Source organism: Candidatus Planktophila sp. (assembly GCF_036734405.1).
Classification (GTDB): domain Bacteria; phylum Actinomycetota; class Actinomycetes; order Nanopelagicales; family Nanopelagicaceae; genus Planktophila.
Genome location: NZ_DAIMYR010000001.1, coordinates 73,001 through 87,749, shown reverse-complemented (window position 1 = coordinate 87,749; position 14,749 = coordinate 73,001). Strand labels below are relative to the sequence as shown.

The following is a 14,749-nucleotide window of genomic DNA, read 5'->3' as shown; positions in this document are numbered from 1 at the left end:
AATTAACGCCATGGCGACTACAACTGGTGGATTTTCAAGTGAAGGGTTAGCGCTAGAAGCGCGGACTCTTGAACTGGAATCCTTGTCGCAAAAAGAGGCGATAGAAATTGGCGAAATCGCAATGGATTTTGGTTTCCAACGCGGTTTAGCAATTGCAGTCGAAGTCCGATTGAAAGAATGGGTTGTTTTTCACGCATCACTGCCTGGTTCTAATCCGGATAATGATTCGTGGATTGCGCGCAAAGCTCGCGTTGTTTTAGCAACTGGCAATTCAACGATGTATGAACGCGTATTAGCTGAAGAACAAGGAATTGATTGGTATACCGTAAAAGGTTTGCCCGAAGAAACACATGCGATTCATGGTGGTGGGTTGCCACTAAATGTTAAGGGCATGGGTTGTGTTGGAATTTTGTTGATTAGCGGTTTGCCACAAGTGCAGGATCATTTGTTGGGTGTTGATGTGTTGACTGAATTCTTGGCGCGCAAAGGCGAACTGCTATGAGCATTTGGGTGTGCGGAGAAGTATTAATCGATATTTTGCCAACTGGTCCAGTTGTTGGTGGAGGACCGGCAAATACTGCAAAAGCATTAGCGCGTTTGGGATATGAGGTTGATTTCATCGCTGGAATTTCAACTGATGCTTACGGTGTCAGTGCACGCAAAGAATTAGAGCAAGACGGCGTTGGTTTAGGTTTGTCATTAAGCAGCGACAAGCCAACATGCACCGCAACAGTTACTTTGGATGCCGCTGGATCTGCATCCTATGAATTCTTAATTGATGGCACAGCAACCTTTGATTTCAATACTTCGTGGTTGCCAGATGCTGAACACTTAAAACCAGCTGTTTTGCACATCGGAACCTTGGTCACAATTGTTGAACCAGCATCAACTGTTTTATACGACTGGGCAGTAAAGACTGCAGAATTTGCACCAGTTGTCTTTGATCCTAACGTGCGTTCATCAGTTGTGGGTGATCGCAATAAGTATGTTGCCGCAGTTGAAAAATGGGTAGAAATATCTAGCGTCGTAAAGCTTTCAGATGATGATATTTCTTGGCTGTATCCAGATGAAACAATGGATGAAGTAGCAAAGCGCTGGTTGGCTGGTGGCACATCATTGGTCGTTGTTACTCGCGGTGCTCACGGAATTATTGGTTACACAGAACATGGTCTTGAAGAAGTCGATGGTGCAAAGGTCACCGTTGTAGACACTGTCGGTGCGGGCGATACCGTCGGTGCGATTTTGGTCGAAGGCATTATTAAGCATTCAGTTAATGGTTTACAGGGACAGGTACTAAACGCAGTTCTACATCGCGCAGCAATTGCTGCAGGAATTACCGTTTCACGTGCTGGCGCTCAGCCACCGCGATTGCACGAACTAGTAGAAGCGTTGGATGCCTAATGCAATTTATTGATGATGCAGAATTTCAAATCGCAATCGATGATGACAATGGCGCGCGAATCACTTCGCTGAAATGGCGCGAAAATGAATTCGCAGTTCCTTTCCGCGGACAGGTTCACACATCGGGTTGGTATTCCATGGCGCCGTGGGCTGGGCGAATCAAAGAAGGTTTGATTACAAATAGCGCGGGACAACAGATTCAGTTGCCAGCAACTATTGATCCACCACATGCGTTGCATGGTTTTGGGCTTATCTCATCCTGGCAAGAAATTGGTCCAGGGCGTTCTTTATTGCACTTACCGTCACCGTATGGCGATGCAACAGTTGAACAAAAGATTGAAGTTTTAGATGATGCGATTCGCTGGTCCTTGGAATATGAACCAAATGGTTGTGACCTGCCAGCATGGCTTGGTTTTCATCCATGGTTTGCCCGCGATCTAGAACGCGGAGGCAGCGCAGAAATTGAATTTGATGCAACAGAAATGTTGATCCGTGGCAGTGATGGAATTCCAACCGGAAAGCGCAGTGCACCAACACAACCGCCTTGGGATGATGCATTTACGGGCATTAAAGGAACCCCTGCAGTTGTTTGGGAAGATGTGGCACGTATTTCAATCGAATGTGATGCGCCATGGTGGGTTGTTTATAGTGAAGATTCAGATGGCGTATGTATTGAGCCACAGACGGCGCCCCCTGATGCGCAGAATTTAGGAATTAGTGGTGAGAACTACATCGAAGCTTTGTTTGTTTTTGAATCACTCGAATAGGATTTGTAAATGATTAATCGCGACCGTCTAGCAGCCCTTCGTAAAATCGAAGATGAACGTTTCTTAGCCCTGCATCCAAAGAGCGGTGAAATGTTTAAGGCTGGGCAAAAGAACATGCCTGGCGGAGTTCCAATGTCATGGATGGCTAAATGGCCTGGGGCACATCCAGTCTTTGTGCAAGAGGCAAAAGGTGCGCGCTTTACCGATGTTGATGGCAATACCTACATTGATTTTTGTTTAGGTGATACCGGGTCCATGACTGGGCATTCACCAGATGCAACTGTTGCTGCGATCCGTGAACAAGCAGGTAAGGGAATTACTGCGATGTTGCCAACAGCAGATGCGGCAATTGTGTCAGCAGAACTAGCAGCCCGCTTTGGTTTGCCGCTATGGCAATTTACGGTCTCAGCTACCGATGCTAATCGCCACGTTATTCGCTACAGCCGAATGATTACTGGACGCTCAAAGATTGTTGTTATTGACCGTTGTTATCACGGCTCAGTTGATGAAACCTTTGCAACGCTTAACGCACTAGGAAACACAGTTGCCCGCGAAGGAAATATCGGAGCACCTGTCGCGCTGGATCAAACAACTCGCGTCGTTGAATTCAACGATATTGCTGGCATGGAAAAAGCTTTGGCAAATGGCGATGTGGCAGCGATCTTGATGGAACCTGCAATGACAAATGTTGGAATCGTTTTGCCACAAGCTGGGTATCTAGAAGCTGTAGCCGAATTAGCCAAGAAGTACGGCACGATTTTGATTATTGATGAAACCCACACGATTTCTGTGGGCCCTGGTGGAATGACTGCCGACCGCAATCTAGAGCCTGATTTCTTAACGATTGGCAAAGCAATCGGTGGCGGAATTCCAACTGGAACTTTTGGCATGACGCAAGCCATTGCAGACAAGATTAAATCAATGGTCGAACTTGAAATTATTGATACTGGTGGCGTCGGCGGAACTTTGGCGGGTAACGCGTTGTCATTAGCTGCGATGCGTGCAACTTTGACACAAGTTTTAACTCAAGAAAACTTTGATCGCATGATTGATTTAGGAACTCGTTGGTCAGATGGCGTTGATGCTGCGATTACTGAATTTGAATTGCCATGGACCTGTAATCGTTTAGGTGCACGTGGTGAATACATGTTTGGCAAAGTTGCACCAGTGACTGGGGCAGATGCCAACAACGCTGGGGACTTTGAACTAGAGCAGTACATTCATTTGCGTATGTTGAATGATGGCTTTTTGATCACGCCGTTCCACAACATGGCCTTGATGTGCCCGGATACAACTGTCGCCGATGTGGATGCCCATACAAAGGCGTTTAACATCATGTGTGCTGAATTAGTTCAATAATCTTTATTGATTTTAACAAAAAGTTGTAGGAAACTTTTCTTATGAAGAGATTGATCGTCCTTTTCAGTGCAGTTGTACTGAGCTCCACATTGTTAATGAGTTTAGCTAACGCCAATCAAACAGGTGGTACTTGGACATTTACCCCTGAAAACATCAACTTAAACCTTAGAGGCGTTAGCCCGTATGTTGAAAAGACAGCTAGTGGTTTAGATCGCATTTGGTTTGCATCCCCTGATGCCCTTCCAGACCCCGTGATGGTGGTTGATTGCAACGAAGCAGGAAGTTGTGTTCGCCAAACATTGACTTCTCGTTTTGGGTCAGATGCAACCTTTGTGACCCTTAAAGATGGAACTCGAAAAGTATTTTTCGTTGAAATGGGTCCAGGAGGAAAGAAGATTAGGTTTGCAACAGTTACTGGAAATACTTTGGCACACGGTGCTGTTTCAGATCTAAATGTCGCTGGTTCTAGCGTTCCACAAAGTGAAAGAGCTTGGGGTGTACCTGATTCAGTCGTGTTACCTGACGGAAGAGTGCGCGTGTATTGGGTGTTAGCAGATCAGGCAACTGCAAAACCTGGTCTACCTGAATCTGTTGTTAGTGCGACTTCGACTGATGCGACGGCGTCGTCATTTGTCCGTGATGCTGGAACACGTTTAACAGGTGGTTACGTTGATACAGATATCTTGCGTGCAACAGATGGAGATTGGTTGATGATGGTTTCAACTGGTCCTGGTGCTGGAACGCAATATTTGTACATGGCAACATCTAAAGACGGTCTAGCTTGGGATGTTTTGCCGAATGCAATTTCATCGAATAGCGAGTCAGCGTTAGATCCAACAGGTTATGAAACTGGAACTAACACTTGGCGTATTTACTACGCTTCAGCTGCACCTGGAAAACGAACTGATGAAAACTACATTTTGAAGCGCGCGACCTTGACATGGAAAGCGCCAGTCGCTACCCCAACTCCTACACCTACCCCAACTCCGGTTGCAACGGCAACACCAACTCCTACACCGACTGAAACACCTGTGCCAACGCCAACCCCTTCAGCGACAGTTGTTGCCACAGTTAAGCCAGCTGCGAAGAAGACAACAATTAGATGCGTCAAGGGAAAAACCTCAAAGAAGGTAACTGCTGTAAATCCAAAGTGCCCTGCTGGTTACAAGAAGAAGTAAGTTAGTTAAACCCTAACGAGTCATACAGTTTCAAACCCTTTTCGTTGTCGGCATCGACGTACAAGATCGCGTGCTTAAGTCCTTTATTTACAAGGTAATTGATGGCCTCTACTGACAGAGCGCGGGCGATGCCTCTGCCAGCGTGATCTGGGTGGGTTCCAACGACGTATAGCTCGCCTACTGGGTCTTGATTAATTAAATCCTGATGGATCTTGGTCCAGACAAAGCCTTCGATATTTCCGTTTTCAGTTGCAAGAAAGAAACCTTTTTCATCAAACCAGGGTTCGGCCATGCGATTGTCTAGGTCCTGCATCGCCCAATTGCCTTGATCTGGGTGATGAGAGAAAACTAAATTGTTTAGGTCCAGCCATTGTTGTTTGTGAATAGCTGGGTTAAAGGTTTCGATTGTGTAATCGTGATCTGCTTGCGGAAGTGAGTTGGTATCTAGATCGCGATGTAATTTAAGAATGTGACGCATGATTTACGCATCAACAGTAAAGCGATAACCAACATTTCGAACTGTGCCAATGATGGCTTCAAATTCTGGGCCAAGCTTTGAACGAAGACGACGGATGTGAACATCTACTGTTCTGGTTCCACCAAAGTAGTCATAGCCCCAGATTTCTTGGAGCAACTGTGCGCGTGTGAAAACACGACCTGGGTGTTGTGCAAGGTATTTCAATAATTCAAACTCTTTGAAAGTTAGATCTAGAACATTTCCCTTAAGGCGAGCGGTGTACGTTGATTCATCAATTGTTACTTCACCGCTTCTGATTTCTCCTGCATGTGGGTCGGATGCAACTAATTCAATTGCGTGCTTGCCAAGTGCGATACGGATACGCGCATCGACTTCGGCAGGACCTGCGGTATCAAGGATTACATCATCGATTCCCCAGTCCGCATTAAATGCCGTTAGGCCACCTTCAGTTGTAATTGCGATGATGGGGCAGCTAACACCGGTTGAATCAAGAAGTTTTGCAAAAGATTTAACAGTTGGCAGATCGCGACGAGCATCGATTAAAAGAATGTCGGCTTCTGGAGCGTCAACTAGAACGCTAGCTTCGGCAGGCAGAATCTTTACTTGGTGCTGCAGTAAACCCAGTGCTGGAAGCACCTCTGCGCTGGCACCAAGAGTGTTCGTAAGTAGCAGAACCTTCGCCATTGAGACAGACTACTCCCGTGAAATCTTTGCTTCCAATTGTGATCGTGCTGGCTATCGCTACAGCCTTTGGTTTTTGGCATAACCGCTCGCGGGGCAAGGTCGTGGTTAAGTCCGATAAGGGATTGATTACGGCGGCCATGATCGGGGCGGATTTGGGCTCCAGAGCAACCCTTTTGCAGTTCTCATCGGCCTTTTGCGGACCGTGCCGAGCTACGCGGTTGCTAATTGAAGATGTCACCGCCGATATGGCTGATGTGGCCCACGTAGAAGTAGATGCCGAAGCCAACCTTGAATTAGTGCGCAAGTTAGATATCCGCAGCACTCCAACGACGCTGTTCTTGGATTCACGCGGGCATGAAGTAGGCCGTGCGATGGGTGCGCCTAAGCGTGATCAGGTGCTGAAGGCGATCTCTGCCATCGCTTAATGCGAATTAGTTGCAACTCGCGAAAGTGTGCGAGCTTGTTTACTCTTAACTCATGTTGTTAGCAGCCACTAAGCGCCGTGTAATTGATTACGGCCGTATGACTGCTTCCTTGTGTATTGCTTAATTGTTTCTTCATCCAACAATTAATAGCAACTAACTAACAAGGGATTTAAAATGACACAGGTATCAAATTCAGTAAAGAGCACAGTTCTAATAGATGCACGCGGCCCACGTTTTGGCGCGGCGATCACAACAGTTGTATTGGCAGCAGCGCTCGCAACTAACAATGTGTGGTTCATTGTTGTACAGGCATTAGTTTTTGCAATCGGTGCCTTTAAGGGACCACAGTTCACACCGTATGCATTTGTTTACAAGACAATTGTGAAGCCCCGTCTAAAGGGCGAAGTTCCAACTGAAGAAGTTAAGCCACCACAGTTTGCACAACGAGTTGGTCTGTTATTTGCACTGGTTGCAATTGTTGGCGCAGCAACAGGTTTAGATCTTGTCTTTACTATCGCAGTTGCCGGTGCACTGGGTGCGGCTTTCTTGAACGCGGCATTTAACTTCTGCCTTGGTTGCGAGATCTACCTTCTGCTCCTGCGCGCACGCTCAAAGTAAGCCCTAACAGGGCAAGCAGGTAGAGTTCTCACATGGCCGGAAAACATGAGCTCCATGAAAAGGGATTGCGTTTAACCCCGCAACGCGAATTAGTGCTTTCTGCAGTTCGCGCATTGGGACATGCAACACCGGAAGAAGTTGCTGAAAAAGTTCGCCAAACACATCCTGGAATCAATCTTTCAACGGTTTATCGCAACCTTGAAACCCTAGAAAATGTTGGCTTAGTTCAACACACTCACTTGGGGCACGGCGGTGCGACCTATCACGCAGCTGAAGAGTTAACCCACCTGCACCTTGTCTGCGATAAGTGCGGATCTATCGGAGATGCTCCAATCGAAGTTGCAGCTAACTTTGTGAACTCATTGGCTGATGATTACGGCTTTAAGACTGATGTAACGCACTTTGCAATCACTGGCACCTGCGCTGCCTGCGTTAAGCCCTAATTTTCATTCTTAGATAGGCTAAGCGCATGAGCGCGGTTCTTGTTGAAGATGGTCCTGACAAAGGTGCCATCTGGCATTTTGGAGAACCAGTTAAGGAACAACGCGCATTAGAAGCTGGAACTGCGTGGGCAGATCTTTCACATTATTCAGTGATTTCAGTATCAGGTGTTGATCGCCTGAAATGGCTACATGATTTAACAACACAGTTTGTTAGCGATCTACAACCTGGTGTGTGGATGCCCGGCATGATTTTAGATGCCAAGGGCCATGTCGAATATCAATTCAATTTAGTCGATGATGGCACGGCCACATTTTTAGTTTTAGATCCGGGCTACTCGGACAATTTGGTCGAATACTTAACCAAGATGAAGTTCATGCTTCGAGTTGATGTGGCAGATGTCAGTGATACATATGTGGTTTTACGCGCACCGGGTACACCAACTGAAATCGGTGGACCCTTTGCTTTAGTTCCGCGCACAGAGCTAGAAGAAATGAAGCAAACATTTGGTGGAGTCGCAACACAAGTTGGAACATGGGCCTTGGATGCCGAAAGAGTTGCGGCACATCGCCCACGTATTGGTTTTGAAACCGATCACAAATCAATTCCGAATGAACTAGGTGTTTTAAATAGTGCGGTTCATATGAAAAAGGGTTGTTATCGTGGCCAAGAAACTGTTGCCAAGATTTATAACTTAGGAAATCCGCCACGTCGTTTAGTAATGCTGCACCTTGATGGCAGCGATGTTGGTTTTCCAGCTGCTGGAACTAAGGTTGAAAATGACGGAGTCGTAGTCGGATTTGTTGGAACCGTTGCCCGTCATCATGAATTAGGAACAATTGCACTTGCGATCGTGAAGCGAAATACTCCGATTGATGCAACGCTGAGCGTTGATGGAATTCCAGCTTCGCAACAGGTGATTGTTTAACCGCTATTCTTAAGCCATGGAGTTGTTCACATCAGTAATCCTTGGCCTTGTTGCCATTGCACTGGGTGTAGCGCTCATCATTTATGCATTTAAAGGTCGCCAATCGCAAGCGCGACGCATTACTAACTGGAGGCAACGTCCGTAATGGTTTTTACAATCCCTGAAGGTTTGCATCCAGAATTAAATCCATTGGCATGGATCGTTGGAACGTGGCGTGGAAAAGGTCGCGGCGAATATCCAGGTATTCCAGCCTTCGAATACGCGCAAGAAGTTGTTTTTAATCACGATGGTCGCAATTTTCTTAACTACTTTTCTCGCTCTTGGATCATTGATGCTGAAGGCGAAATCGTTCGCCCAGGTGCATCAGAAGCTGGCTTCTGGCGCCCAAAGCCCAACAATGTTTTAGAAGTTGTTATTTCACACAACACCGGAATTACTGAAGGGTGGGTTGGACAGTTTGATGGTCCGAAGATCCAACTTGTTTTGGATCGCGGGTACGCCGCGCCATCTGCAAAAACTGTTGATGAAGGTGTTCGTTTGTATGGTCTTGTCGAAGGACAGTTGTTTAGCGCATACGACATGGCAGCTAATGGTCACGAACTACAGGCGCACTTGTGGTCATCGCTTGAACGTCAGAGCGAATAATTGAAATCACCAAATTTGCTGGGAGAAGTTTTAGCCGAAGTAACACGTAGCGGGGTCGTTGAATCTGTTCATGCAGGTCACCTTGTTTTGCTAAATGCTGACGGATCAATTCTTTTTCAGCTGGGCGATCCAACGCTAGATGTTTATTCGCGTTCATCCTTGAAATCTATTCAGGCATCAGCCATGGTGCGTGCTGGCTTAGATATTGAGCCACGTTTATTGGCTTTGGTCTGCGCGTCCCACGCCGGAACCGCAATGCATCAACAAGGAGCGCAAGCTATTTTGGCTAAAGCGGGCCTTGATGAGCATTCGCTGAAATGCATTTTGGATCGTCCATTAGATGAAGAACTTCGACGAACTGCAGAACCAACACGTTTAGCGATGAATTGCAGCGGAAAGCATGCAGGAATGCTTGCGACATGTGTAATTAATGGCTGGCCCACCGAAACGTATTTAGAGCCAACGCATCCATTACAACTTGCCATCAGGGGCGAAGTTGAAGCGATGAGCGGTGAAGATGTTGCGCTGACAAGTGTTGATGGCTGCGGTGCACCGCTATTTCTCTTCTCATTACTAGGTCTTGCGCGCGCAATTCGTAACTTAACAATAAGTACTGATCAAGTGCATCAAGATGTTGCACAAGCTTGTCGCGACTTTCCTGAAATGGTTTCTGGTCCAGGTCGACTAACAACTCGCATGATGCAAAATGTTCCGGGATTGTTTATGAAAGAAGGCGCAGAAGCGGTCAATGTTGCATCACTTCCTGATGGTCGAACCTTGGCAATTAAAATCAGTGACGGCGGTCAACGTGCGATGCCGGCAATTACTGCAGCGGCACTTGCAAAATTTGGTATCGATGCGCATGAAGAGCCAGTAAGCACCCTTGGTGCAGGCTTACCAATCGGTGTTATTCGCGCAACCTTCTAACACCCCGTACCCTTAAAGCCTATGAATGGCCGCATTGCAACCTTGATGGTGCACACATCGCCCCTGGATCAACCAGGTATTGGCGATGCTGGTGGCATGAATATTTATGTTTTGGAATCAGCCCAGCGCATGGCAGCAATGGGTGTCAGCGTTGATATTTTCACTCGTCGCACAGATGCAGCCCAACCTGACATTGTGGAAATTTCACCGGGAGTGCGCGTTCGCCACTTTGATTGCGGACATGGAACTTTAACTAAAGAGCAGTTGCCAATTCATATTTCTGGTTTGTCTCAAGAGTTTTCTCGCCTCATGCGTACCGAAAACTACGATGTTATTCATTCGCATTATTGGCTATCTGGAAAAGTTGCGATGCCTGCAGCCAAAGAGCTTGGTATTCCGTTAGTTCACACCATGCACACAATGGCGCGCGTAAAGAATTTGAATCTAGCTGAAGGTGAAACACCTGAACCAATGATTCGCGTCCAAGGTGAAACACAAGTTGTTGCCGCAGCAAATGCGTTAATTGCTAACACCGATGCCGAAGGTGCAAGTCTGGTATCACTCTACGATGCCTGCCCAGATACCGTGCACGTTGTAAGCCCTGGCGTTGATCTTTATACATTTACACCAGGTGAAAGCCGCATCGTGGCACGCGATCTCATTGGCCAACCTCATGATGCGTTGATTGTTTCTTTTGTTGGTCGCATTCAGCCACATAAAGGCCCAGAAGTTCTTATTCGCGCAACAAGTGAATTGGTTAAGCACACACCGCTTTTGCGTCACAGATTAATCGTCAACATCGTGGGCGGGGCATCCGGTGCTAACACCGAAGAAGTTGATCGCCTAAAAGAACTATCTACTTGGCTTGCAATTGATGATGTAGTTCGCTTTACGCCACCTGTTCCACGTGAGGAATTACCGCAGTGGTACCGAGCTGCAGATTTAGTAATCGTTCCTAGCTATAGCGAAAGCTTTGGTTTAGTTGCACTTGAAGCACAAGCCTGCGGAACACCGGTTGTAGCAACTGCAGTTGGCGGACTTCGTACAGCAGTAGCAGATGGTATTTCTGGAGTTCTAGTTGATGGACATGATCCAAAAGCTTGGTCATCGGTTATTTCCCGCTTGCTGCAAGAGCCACAGCGCCGGGTACTGCTTTCTATGGGTGCGATTGAACATGCATCGCACTTTGGATGGGATGTAACCGCGCGCGGAACCCTGGATATTTATGATTTAGTGATCAGCGATTTACGTAAATCTTTGGAAGCGTAAATGGCTGCGATCGACCCACGCATCACTATCGAAGAGTTTCTAGATTCTCATGATTTGGAATACGAATGTAAAGACACCAATACATTTTTAGTCAGCTTGCCAGGAGAGAAAAAACTACAAACTCACTGTGCGCTGATTGTCGGCGACCATTCGCTTAGCATTAATGCTTTCGTAATTCGCAAACCCGATGACAACGCTGCAGATGTTCATGCATGGTGCATGTCAAAAAATGCTTCTATGTATGGAATCGCTTTTGCAACTAACGAGGCCGGGGACATCTTTCTGGTGGGCCGCCTGCCATTATTTGCCGTCACAGATCGCGAACTAGATCGACTGATTGGCTCGGTCCTGCAATACAGTGACAACTCATTTAATCCATTACTGGAACTTGGCTTTGCAAATGCAATTCGCCGCGAATGGGCTTGGCGCGTATCTCGTGGCGAATCCTTGGCCAATTTAGATGCATTTAAGCATTTGGTTTAACTAGTTTTATTTGAATTAGTGGGCAACATTTGGTTTAGACTGTCGCTATGACTAACTTTGAACTAGTACTACTACGCCATGGCGAATCCGAATGGAATGCCAAGAATCTCTTTACTGGTTGGGTTGATGTTCGCCTATCCGAAAAGGGAGAAGCCGAAGCCAAACATGGTGGTTCAATGTTGGCAGAGCGTGGATTGTTGCCAGATGTAGTTCACACATCATTGTTACGTCGAGCAATTCATACATCGCAGTTGGCACTTGATGCCTGTGATCGTCATTGGATTCCGGTAAAGCGTTCATGGCGTTTAAATGAACGCCATTACGGAGCGTTGCAGGGCAAGGACAAGGCCCAGACTTTGGCCCAATACGGCGAAGAGCAGTTCCAATTGTGGCGCCGCAGCTTTGATGTTCCACCACCAGCAATTGATGATGCCGATCCTTTTAGCCAAGCCAATGATGTGCGTTATGCAGGTATTGACGCACCAAAGACTGAATGCCTAAAGGATGTTATTACGCGCATGCTTCCTTATTGGGATGAAGCAATCGTTCCGGATCTAAACGCCGGCAAGCGCGTTCTGGTAACTGCGCACGGAAACTCTTTGCGCGCATTGGTAAAGCATCTTGATGGAATAACTGATGCCGATATCGCAGGAGTAAATATTCCTACTGGAATTCCTTTGTATTACAAATTAGATGAAAACTTTAAGCCAGTTGTTAAGGGCGGAGAGTATCTAGATCCAGAAGCTGCAAAGGTTGCTATGGCTGCGGTTGCGGCGCAGGGGAAGAAGTAATTCCTGCATATTCCAGGCTATTGTCGCGAACGATTACACCCTTAGTAATTTCGCCAGCACGAGCAAAGAACATAGTTACATTTACATGAGTTCCAGGTTGTGCGCCAAAGCCAGTGATAACTGCTTTTGCGTTTGCACTTTCGCCTTCAAAAATAATTGGTGAATTCTGCGGCAAGTTGTTCTTGCCTGTGTACGTCAGGACAGTGCCGTTAATAGCCACGCCGAGCAAAGAATCTTCAGTTTCTTGAGCGTTAACGATTGTGCCAACCAAAACACCGGTTCCGCCTTCTGCGGCAACTACAAGCAGATTGACTACTCGAATGTTGTTTTCAGTTGAAATGATCGAAGCTTCGGCGCCGTCTGTTACTTGTGTAATTTCACGAGTAGATGCATTAAATCCAGCTGCACAACCAGTCAGTGAAACCGCAAGAGTTGAAATTACAACTACAGAAATTATGCGACGCATAGGCGTAATTCTCTCACATCAAATAAGTAGCCAATAACGCCACTTTTTCCGGGTTTTCTCAGCCAAGGATTGCTGGTAGAATTGACCCTCTAGCGAAGGGCATCACATGACATTTAAGGTCGGCGAAACCGTTGTTTATCCTCACCACGGGGCTGCATTAATCGAAGCTATTGAAACTCGTGTGATCAAGGGTGAAGAAAAGACCTACCTAGTGTTAAAAGTTGCTCAAGGAGATCTAACGGTTCGCGTTCCTGCAGACAATGTGGATCTAGTGGGTGTTCGTGATGTTGTTGATTCAGCTGGTCTTGATCGCGTGTTTAGCGTATTGCGCCAGCCATACACAGAAGAGCCAACAAACTGGTCTCGTCGTTACAAGGCAAATCTAGAAAAGCTTGCATCAGGTGATGTTATTAAGGTTGCCGAAGTTGTTCGCGATCTTTACCGTCGCGATCTAGACCGTGGACTTTCAGCAGGAGAAAAGCGCATGCTCGCCAAGGCGAAGCAGATCCTAGTTTCAGAGCTTGCTCTCGCTGAGCGCACTGATGAAGAAAAGGCTGCAGTAATCCTTGACGAGGTTCTCGCTTCCTAATTTCGTGAGCACACCTTCACTGAAGGTTGTTGTGGCGATTACATCGCCAATTGCTTTCCATCAATTAAAGAATCAAACAATTCTGCACACCTGCATTCAAGCTGCACAAGCTTTCGTTGCATCAGTTAATGGTGCGCACTTGGCTATTGCGGGTAGCGCCTCGGAGCTAGCCAAGGTCGCCGACCTTGATTGCGAAATGATTGAGTGCGATCCCAACAAGCCATCACAATTTGCGGCAGCACTGAAATCGGCAGCTACTGCTGAGCTAGTGATGATTCATGATTCACAAAGACCGCTCACCGCTCTGGCACAGTTTGAACGTGTATACGCCGGGCTGACTGCAGATTTTGATGCGATTCGCCCAGTGTCACCCTTTACCGAAACCCTTAAATCAATTGATGCGGACAATTTCATTGATCAAACAATTGATCGCAATTCGATGATGCGTATTTCCACCCCAGAACTAGTTCGCTACGCTGCAATTGATTTTGATTCGCAAGAATCGACTTGGTTTGTTCCATTAGTTAATTCTGCAAAGACGGCAGCAGTAGAAGCCGATGCAGATAGCGCCCGGATTAATTCGGAAAAAGAGATTGAATTAATGAGCTATTTATTGGACTGGAACAAGTAATTCGGCAATTGCTAAATCTTGTGGATATGTAATCTTGATATTGGAAACATCGCCAGGAACAGCCACAGTCTTAACTTCTGGGAAAAACTTCTCCATACAAGCAGCGGTATCGGTACCAACAAAACCTTGTACTGCAGCTTTTTCGTAAGCTTCCAGTAACTGCGCAGCTCTAAAACCTTGCGGAGTTTGGACTCGTGCAACGGTTTCAGTGCGTGCGGTATCCATTTCATGGGGATCTAAAGCAATAGTCGGAATCGCTCCGCCATGGGTGCGTGCACCAGCAGCGATTGCCGCAAAGATCTGCGGTGTTGCTAAAGGACGTGCACCATCGTGAATAAGAACCAGATCAATCGTTCCAGCCAAGATATCGGCCTTTAAGTACTGCAAAGCGTTGTATTCGCTTTCATGACGGCTGGCGCCACCATGAACAATTTCGATATCTGCTGGCATGCCATCTTTGCGCAAAGCTTCGCGAGCAAACTCTTCATCATCGGGATTAATGACCAAGATACTTCGCACATCGGTAAAGCTTGCTACCGAATTTGCAAGGGATCTAGAAATAATGTGTTTGCCATGCAGTTGCAGCCATACCTTGTTCATGCTGTGACCAAAGCGAGTTCCTGAACCTGCTGCAAGAACAATCGATGCAACTTTTGGCTGGGTAGACAT

Annotated in this window: 21 protein-coding genes; 17 read left to right on the top strand and 4 right to left on the bottom strand. The window is 46.8% G+C overall.

Annotated features, from left to right (window positions below):
- The first annotated feature begins 10 nt into the window (after positions 1-10).
- The 5 genes from AC9UC2_RS00440 to AC9UC2_RS00420 are packed head-to-tail and all read left to right on the top strand — an operon-like array spanning position 11 to position 4,705.
- Entirely contained in the window at positions 11-502 is a 492-nt protein-coding gene (locus AC9UC2_RS00440; RefSeq protein ID WP_509523941.1) for a heme-degrading domain-containing protein, read from the top strand.
- Entirely contained in the window at positions 499-1,401 is a 903-nt protein-coding gene (locus AC9UC2_RS00435) for a carbohydrate kinase family protein (RefSeq protein WP_509523938.1), read from the top strand. The genes AC9UC2_RS00440 and AC9UC2_RS00435 overlap by 4 nt, the downstream gene beginning before the upstream one ends.
- Positions 1,401-2,168 (top strand): aldose 1-epimerase, encoded by a 768-nt coding sequence (locus tag AC9UC2_RS00430; RefSeq protein ID WP_509523935.1) that lies wholly within the window; start codon positions 1,401-1,403, stop codon positions 2,166-2,168. The genes AC9UC2_RS00435 and AC9UC2_RS00430 overlap by 1 nt, the downstream gene beginning before the upstream one ends.
- A 9-nt stretch (positions 2,169-2,177) precedes the next feature.
- Positions 2,178-3,527 (top strand): transaminase, encoded by a 1,350-nt coding sequence (locus tag AC9UC2_RS00425; RefSeq protein WP_509523933.1) that lies wholly within the window; start codon positions 2,178-2,180, stop codon positions 3,525-3,527.
- 41 nt (positions 3,528-3,568) lie between these two features.
- Entirely contained in the window at positions 3,569-4,705 is a 1,137-nt protein-coding gene (locus tag AC9UC2_RS00420) for a hypothetical protein (protein ID WP_509523931.1), read from the top strand.
- A 1-nt stretch (position 4,706) separates the two neighbouring features.
- Here the strand turns inward: AC9UC2_RS00420 and AC9UC2_RS00415 are convergent, their stop codons facing one another.
- Positions 4,707-5,183 (bottom strand): GNAT family N-acetyltransferase, encoded by a 477-nt coding sequence (locus tag AC9UC2_RS00415; protein ID WP_509523929.1) that lies wholly within the window; start codon positions 5,181-5,183, stop codon positions 4,707-4,709.
- A 3-nt stretch (positions 5,184-5,186) separates the two neighbouring features.
- The gene (locus AC9UC2_RS00410; protein ID WP_509523926.1) at positions 5,187-5,867 is read right to left on the bottom strand and encodes a winged helix-turn-helix transcriptional regulator; all 681 of its coding nucleotides are present in this window, start codon (positions 5,865-5,867) and stop codon (positions 5,187-5,189) included.
- 17 nt (positions 5,868-5,884) lie between these two features.
- On the opposite strand from AC9UC2_RS00410, the gene AC9UC2_RS00405 reads away from it, so the two are divergent.
- From AC9UC2_RS00405 to AC9UC2_RS00360, 10 genes are all read left to right on the top strand, one after another.
- The gene (locus AC9UC2_RS00405; protein ID WP_509523924.1) at positions 5,885-6,292 is read left to right on the top strand and encodes a thioredoxin family protein; all 408 of its coding nucleotides are present in this window, start codon (positions 5,885-5,887) and stop codon (positions 6,290-6,292) included.
- 174 nt (positions 6,293-6,466) lie between these two features.
- Positions 6,467-6,910, top strand: a complete 444-nt coding sequence (locus AC9UC2_RS00400) for a DUF4395 domain-containing protein (RefSeq protein WP_509523922.1) — start codon at positions 6,467-6,469, stop codon at positions 6,908-6,910.
- A 32-nt stretch (positions 6,911-6,942) separates the two neighbouring features.
- Positions 6,943-7,353 (top strand): Fur family transcriptional regulator, encoded by a 411-nt coding sequence (locus tag AC9UC2_RS00395; RefSeq protein ID WP_509523919.1) that lies wholly within the window; start codon positions 6,943-6,945, stop codon positions 7,351-7,353.
- Between the two features lie 26 nt (positions 7,354-7,379).
- Complete coding sequence (ygfZ, locus tag AC9UC2_RS00390) at positions 7,380-8,279, top strand: CAF17-like 4Fe-4S cluster assembly/insertion protein YgfZ (protein ID WP_509523917.1); 900 nt, start codon at positions 7,380-7,382, stop codon at positions 8,277-8,279.
- Positions 8,280-8,295: 16 nt separating this feature from the next.
- Positions 8,296-8,424, top strand: coding sequence for a hypothetical protein (locus AC9UC2_RS00385; RefSeq protein ID WP_509523914.1), 129 nt, complete (start codon positions 8,296-8,298; stop codon positions 8,422-8,424).
- Positions 8,424-8,924, top strand: a complete 501-nt coding sequence (locus AC9UC2_RS00380) for a heme-binding beta-barrel domain-containing protein (protein ID WP_509523912.1) — start codon at positions 8,424-8,426, stop codon at positions 8,922-8,924. Before AC9UC2_RS00385 ends, AC9UC2_RS00380 begins: the two co-directional genes overlap by 1 nt.
- Complete coding sequence (locus AC9UC2_RS00375; protein WP_509523910.1) at positions 8,925-9,851, top strand: asparaginase; 927 nt, start codon at positions 8,925-8,927, stop codon at positions 9,849-9,851.
- Between the two features lie 21 nt (positions 9,852-9,872).
- On the top strand, positions 9,873-11,120 hold the full coding sequence (gene mshA / locus AC9UC2_RS00370) for a D-inositol-3-phosphate glycosyltransferase (RefSeq protein ID WP_509523907.1): 1,248 nt from the start codon (positions 9,873-9,875) through the stop codon (positions 11,118-11,120).
- Positions 11,121-11,603 (top strand): type III secretion system chaperone family protein, encoded by a 483-nt coding sequence (locus AC9UC2_RS00365; RefSeq protein WP_509523904.1) that lies wholly within the window; start codon positions 11,121-11,123, stop codon positions 11,601-11,603.
- A gap of 47 nt (positions 11,604-11,650) precedes the next feature.
- On the top strand, positions 11,651-12,394 hold the full coding sequence (locus AC9UC2_RS00360) for a phosphoglyceromutase (RefSeq protein WP_509523901.1): 744 nt from the start codon (positions 11,651-11,653) through the stop codon (positions 12,392-12,394).
- Here the strand turns inward: AC9UC2_RS00360 and AC9UC2_RS00355 are convergent.
- Positions 12,360-12,860 carry a hypothetical protein gene (locus AC9UC2_RS00355; RefSeq protein WP_509523898.1) on the bottom strand — a complete coding sequence of 167 codons (501 nt, stop codon included), beginning with the start codon at positions 12,858-12,860 and terminating at the stop codon, positions 12,360-12,362. The two genes, AC9UC2_RS00360 and AC9UC2_RS00355, sit on opposite strands and share 35 nt — an antisense overlap.
- 106 nt (positions 12,861-12,966) lie before the next feature.
- Between AC9UC2_RS00355 and AC9UC2_RS00350 the strand changes: the two genes are divergently transcribed.
- Together AC9UC2_RS00350 and AC9UC2_RS00345 are read left to right on the top strand one after the other, a co-directional pair.
- On the top strand, positions 12,967-13,449 hold the full coding sequence (locus tag AC9UC2_RS00350) for a CarD family transcriptional regulator (protein WP_445821849.1): 483 nt from the start codon (positions 12,967-12,969) through the stop codon (positions 13,447-13,449).
- Between the two features lie 4 nt (positions 13,450-13,453).
- The gene (locus AC9UC2_RS00345; RefSeq protein ID WP_509523894.1) at positions 13,454-14,080 is read left to right on the top strand and encodes a 2-C-methyl-D-erythritol 4-phosphate cytidylyltransferase; all 627 of its coding nucleotides are present in this window, start codon (positions 13,454-13,456) and stop codon (positions 14,078-14,080) included.
- Here AC9UC2_RS00345 and AC9UC2_RS00340 read toward each other — a convergent pair.
- Positions 14,060-14,749: an IspD/TarI family cytidylyltransferase gene (locus AC9UC2_RS00340; RefSeq protein WP_509523891.1), complete on the bottom strand. Its 690-nt coding sequence runs from the start codon at positions 14,747-14,749 to the stop codon at positions 14,060-14,062. The genes AC9UC2_RS00345 and AC9UC2_RS00340 overlap by 21 nt on opposite strands.

Excerpts from the sequence above, each read along its gene's own strand:
- AC9UC2_RS00435 (WP_509523938.1), top strand. The coding sequence starts at position 499 with ATGAGCATTTGGGTGTGCGGAGAAGTATTAATCGATATTTTGCCAACT.
- AC9UC2_RS00420 (WP_509523931.1), top strand. The coding sequence starts at position 3,569 with ATGAAGAGATTGATCGTCCTTTTCAGTGCAGTTGTACTGAGCTCCACA.
- AC9UC2_RS00400 (WP_509523922.1), top strand. The coding sequence starts at position 6,467 with ATGACACAGGTATCAAATTCAGTAAAGAGCACAGTTCTAATAGATGCA.
- ygfZ (WP_509523917.1), top strand. The coding sequence starts at position 7,380 with ATGAGCGCGGTTCTTGTTGAAGATGGTCCTGACAAAGGTGCCATCTGG.
- AC9UC2_RS00350 (WP_445821849.1), top strand. The coding sequence starts at position 12,967 with ATGACATTTAAGGTCGGCGAAACCGTTGTTTATCCTCACCACGGGGCT.
- AC9UC2_RS00395 (WP_509523919.1), top strand. The coding sequence starts at position 6,943 with ATGGCCGGAAAACATGAGCTCCATGAAAAGGGATTGCGTTTAACCCCG.
- AC9UC2_RS00355 (WP_509523898.1), bottom strand. The coding sequence starts at position 12,860 with ATGCGTCGCATAATTTCTGTAGTTGTAATTTCAACTCTTGCGGTTTCA.
- AC9UC2_RS00365 (WP_509523904.1), top strand. The coding sequence starts at position 11,121 with ATGGCTGCGATCGACCCACGCATCACTATCGAAGAGTTTCTAGATTCT.
- AC9UC2_RS00380 (WP_509523912.1), top strand. The coding sequence starts at position 8,424 with ATGGTTTTTACAATCCCTGAAGGTTTGCATCCAGAATTAAATCCATTG.
- AC9UC2_RS00385 (WP_509523914.1), top strand. The coding sequence starts at position 8,296 with ATGGAGTTGTTCACATCAGTAATCCTTGGCCTTGTTGCCATTGCACTG.
- mshA (WP_509523907.1), top strand. The coding sequence starts at position 9,873 with ATGAATGGCCGCATTGCAACCTTGATGGTGCACACATCGCCCCTGGAT.
- AC9UC2_RS00430 (WP_509523935.1), top strand. The coding sequence starts at position 1,401 with ATGCAATTTATTGATGATGCAGAATTTCAAATCGCAATCGATGATGAC.
- AC9UC2_RS00440 (WP_509523941.1), top strand. The coding sequence starts at position 11 with ATGGCGACTACAACTGGTGGATTTTCAAGTGAAGGGTTAGCGCTAGAA.
- AC9UC2_RS00415 (WP_509523929.1), bottom strand. The coding sequence starts at position 5,183 with ATGCGTCACATTCTTAAATTACATCGCGATCTAGATACCAACTCACTT.
- AC9UC2_RS00360 (WP_509523901.1), top strand. The coding sequence starts at position 11,651 with ATGACTAACTTTGAACTAGTACTACTACGCCATGGCGAATCCGAATGG.
- AC9UC2_RS00410 (WP_509523926.1), bottom strand. The coding sequence starts at position 5,867 with ATGGCGAAGGTTCTGCTACTTACGAACACTCTTGGTGCCAGCGCAGAG.
- AC9UC2_RS00340 (WP_509523891.1), bottom strand. The coding sequence starts at position 14,749 with ATGTCTACCCAGCCAAAAGTTGCATCGATTGTTCTTGCAGCAGGTTCA.
- AC9UC2_RS00425 (WP_509523933.1), top strand. The coding sequence starts at position 2,178 with ATGATTAATCGCGACCGTCTAGCAGCCCTTCGTAAAATCGAAGATGAA.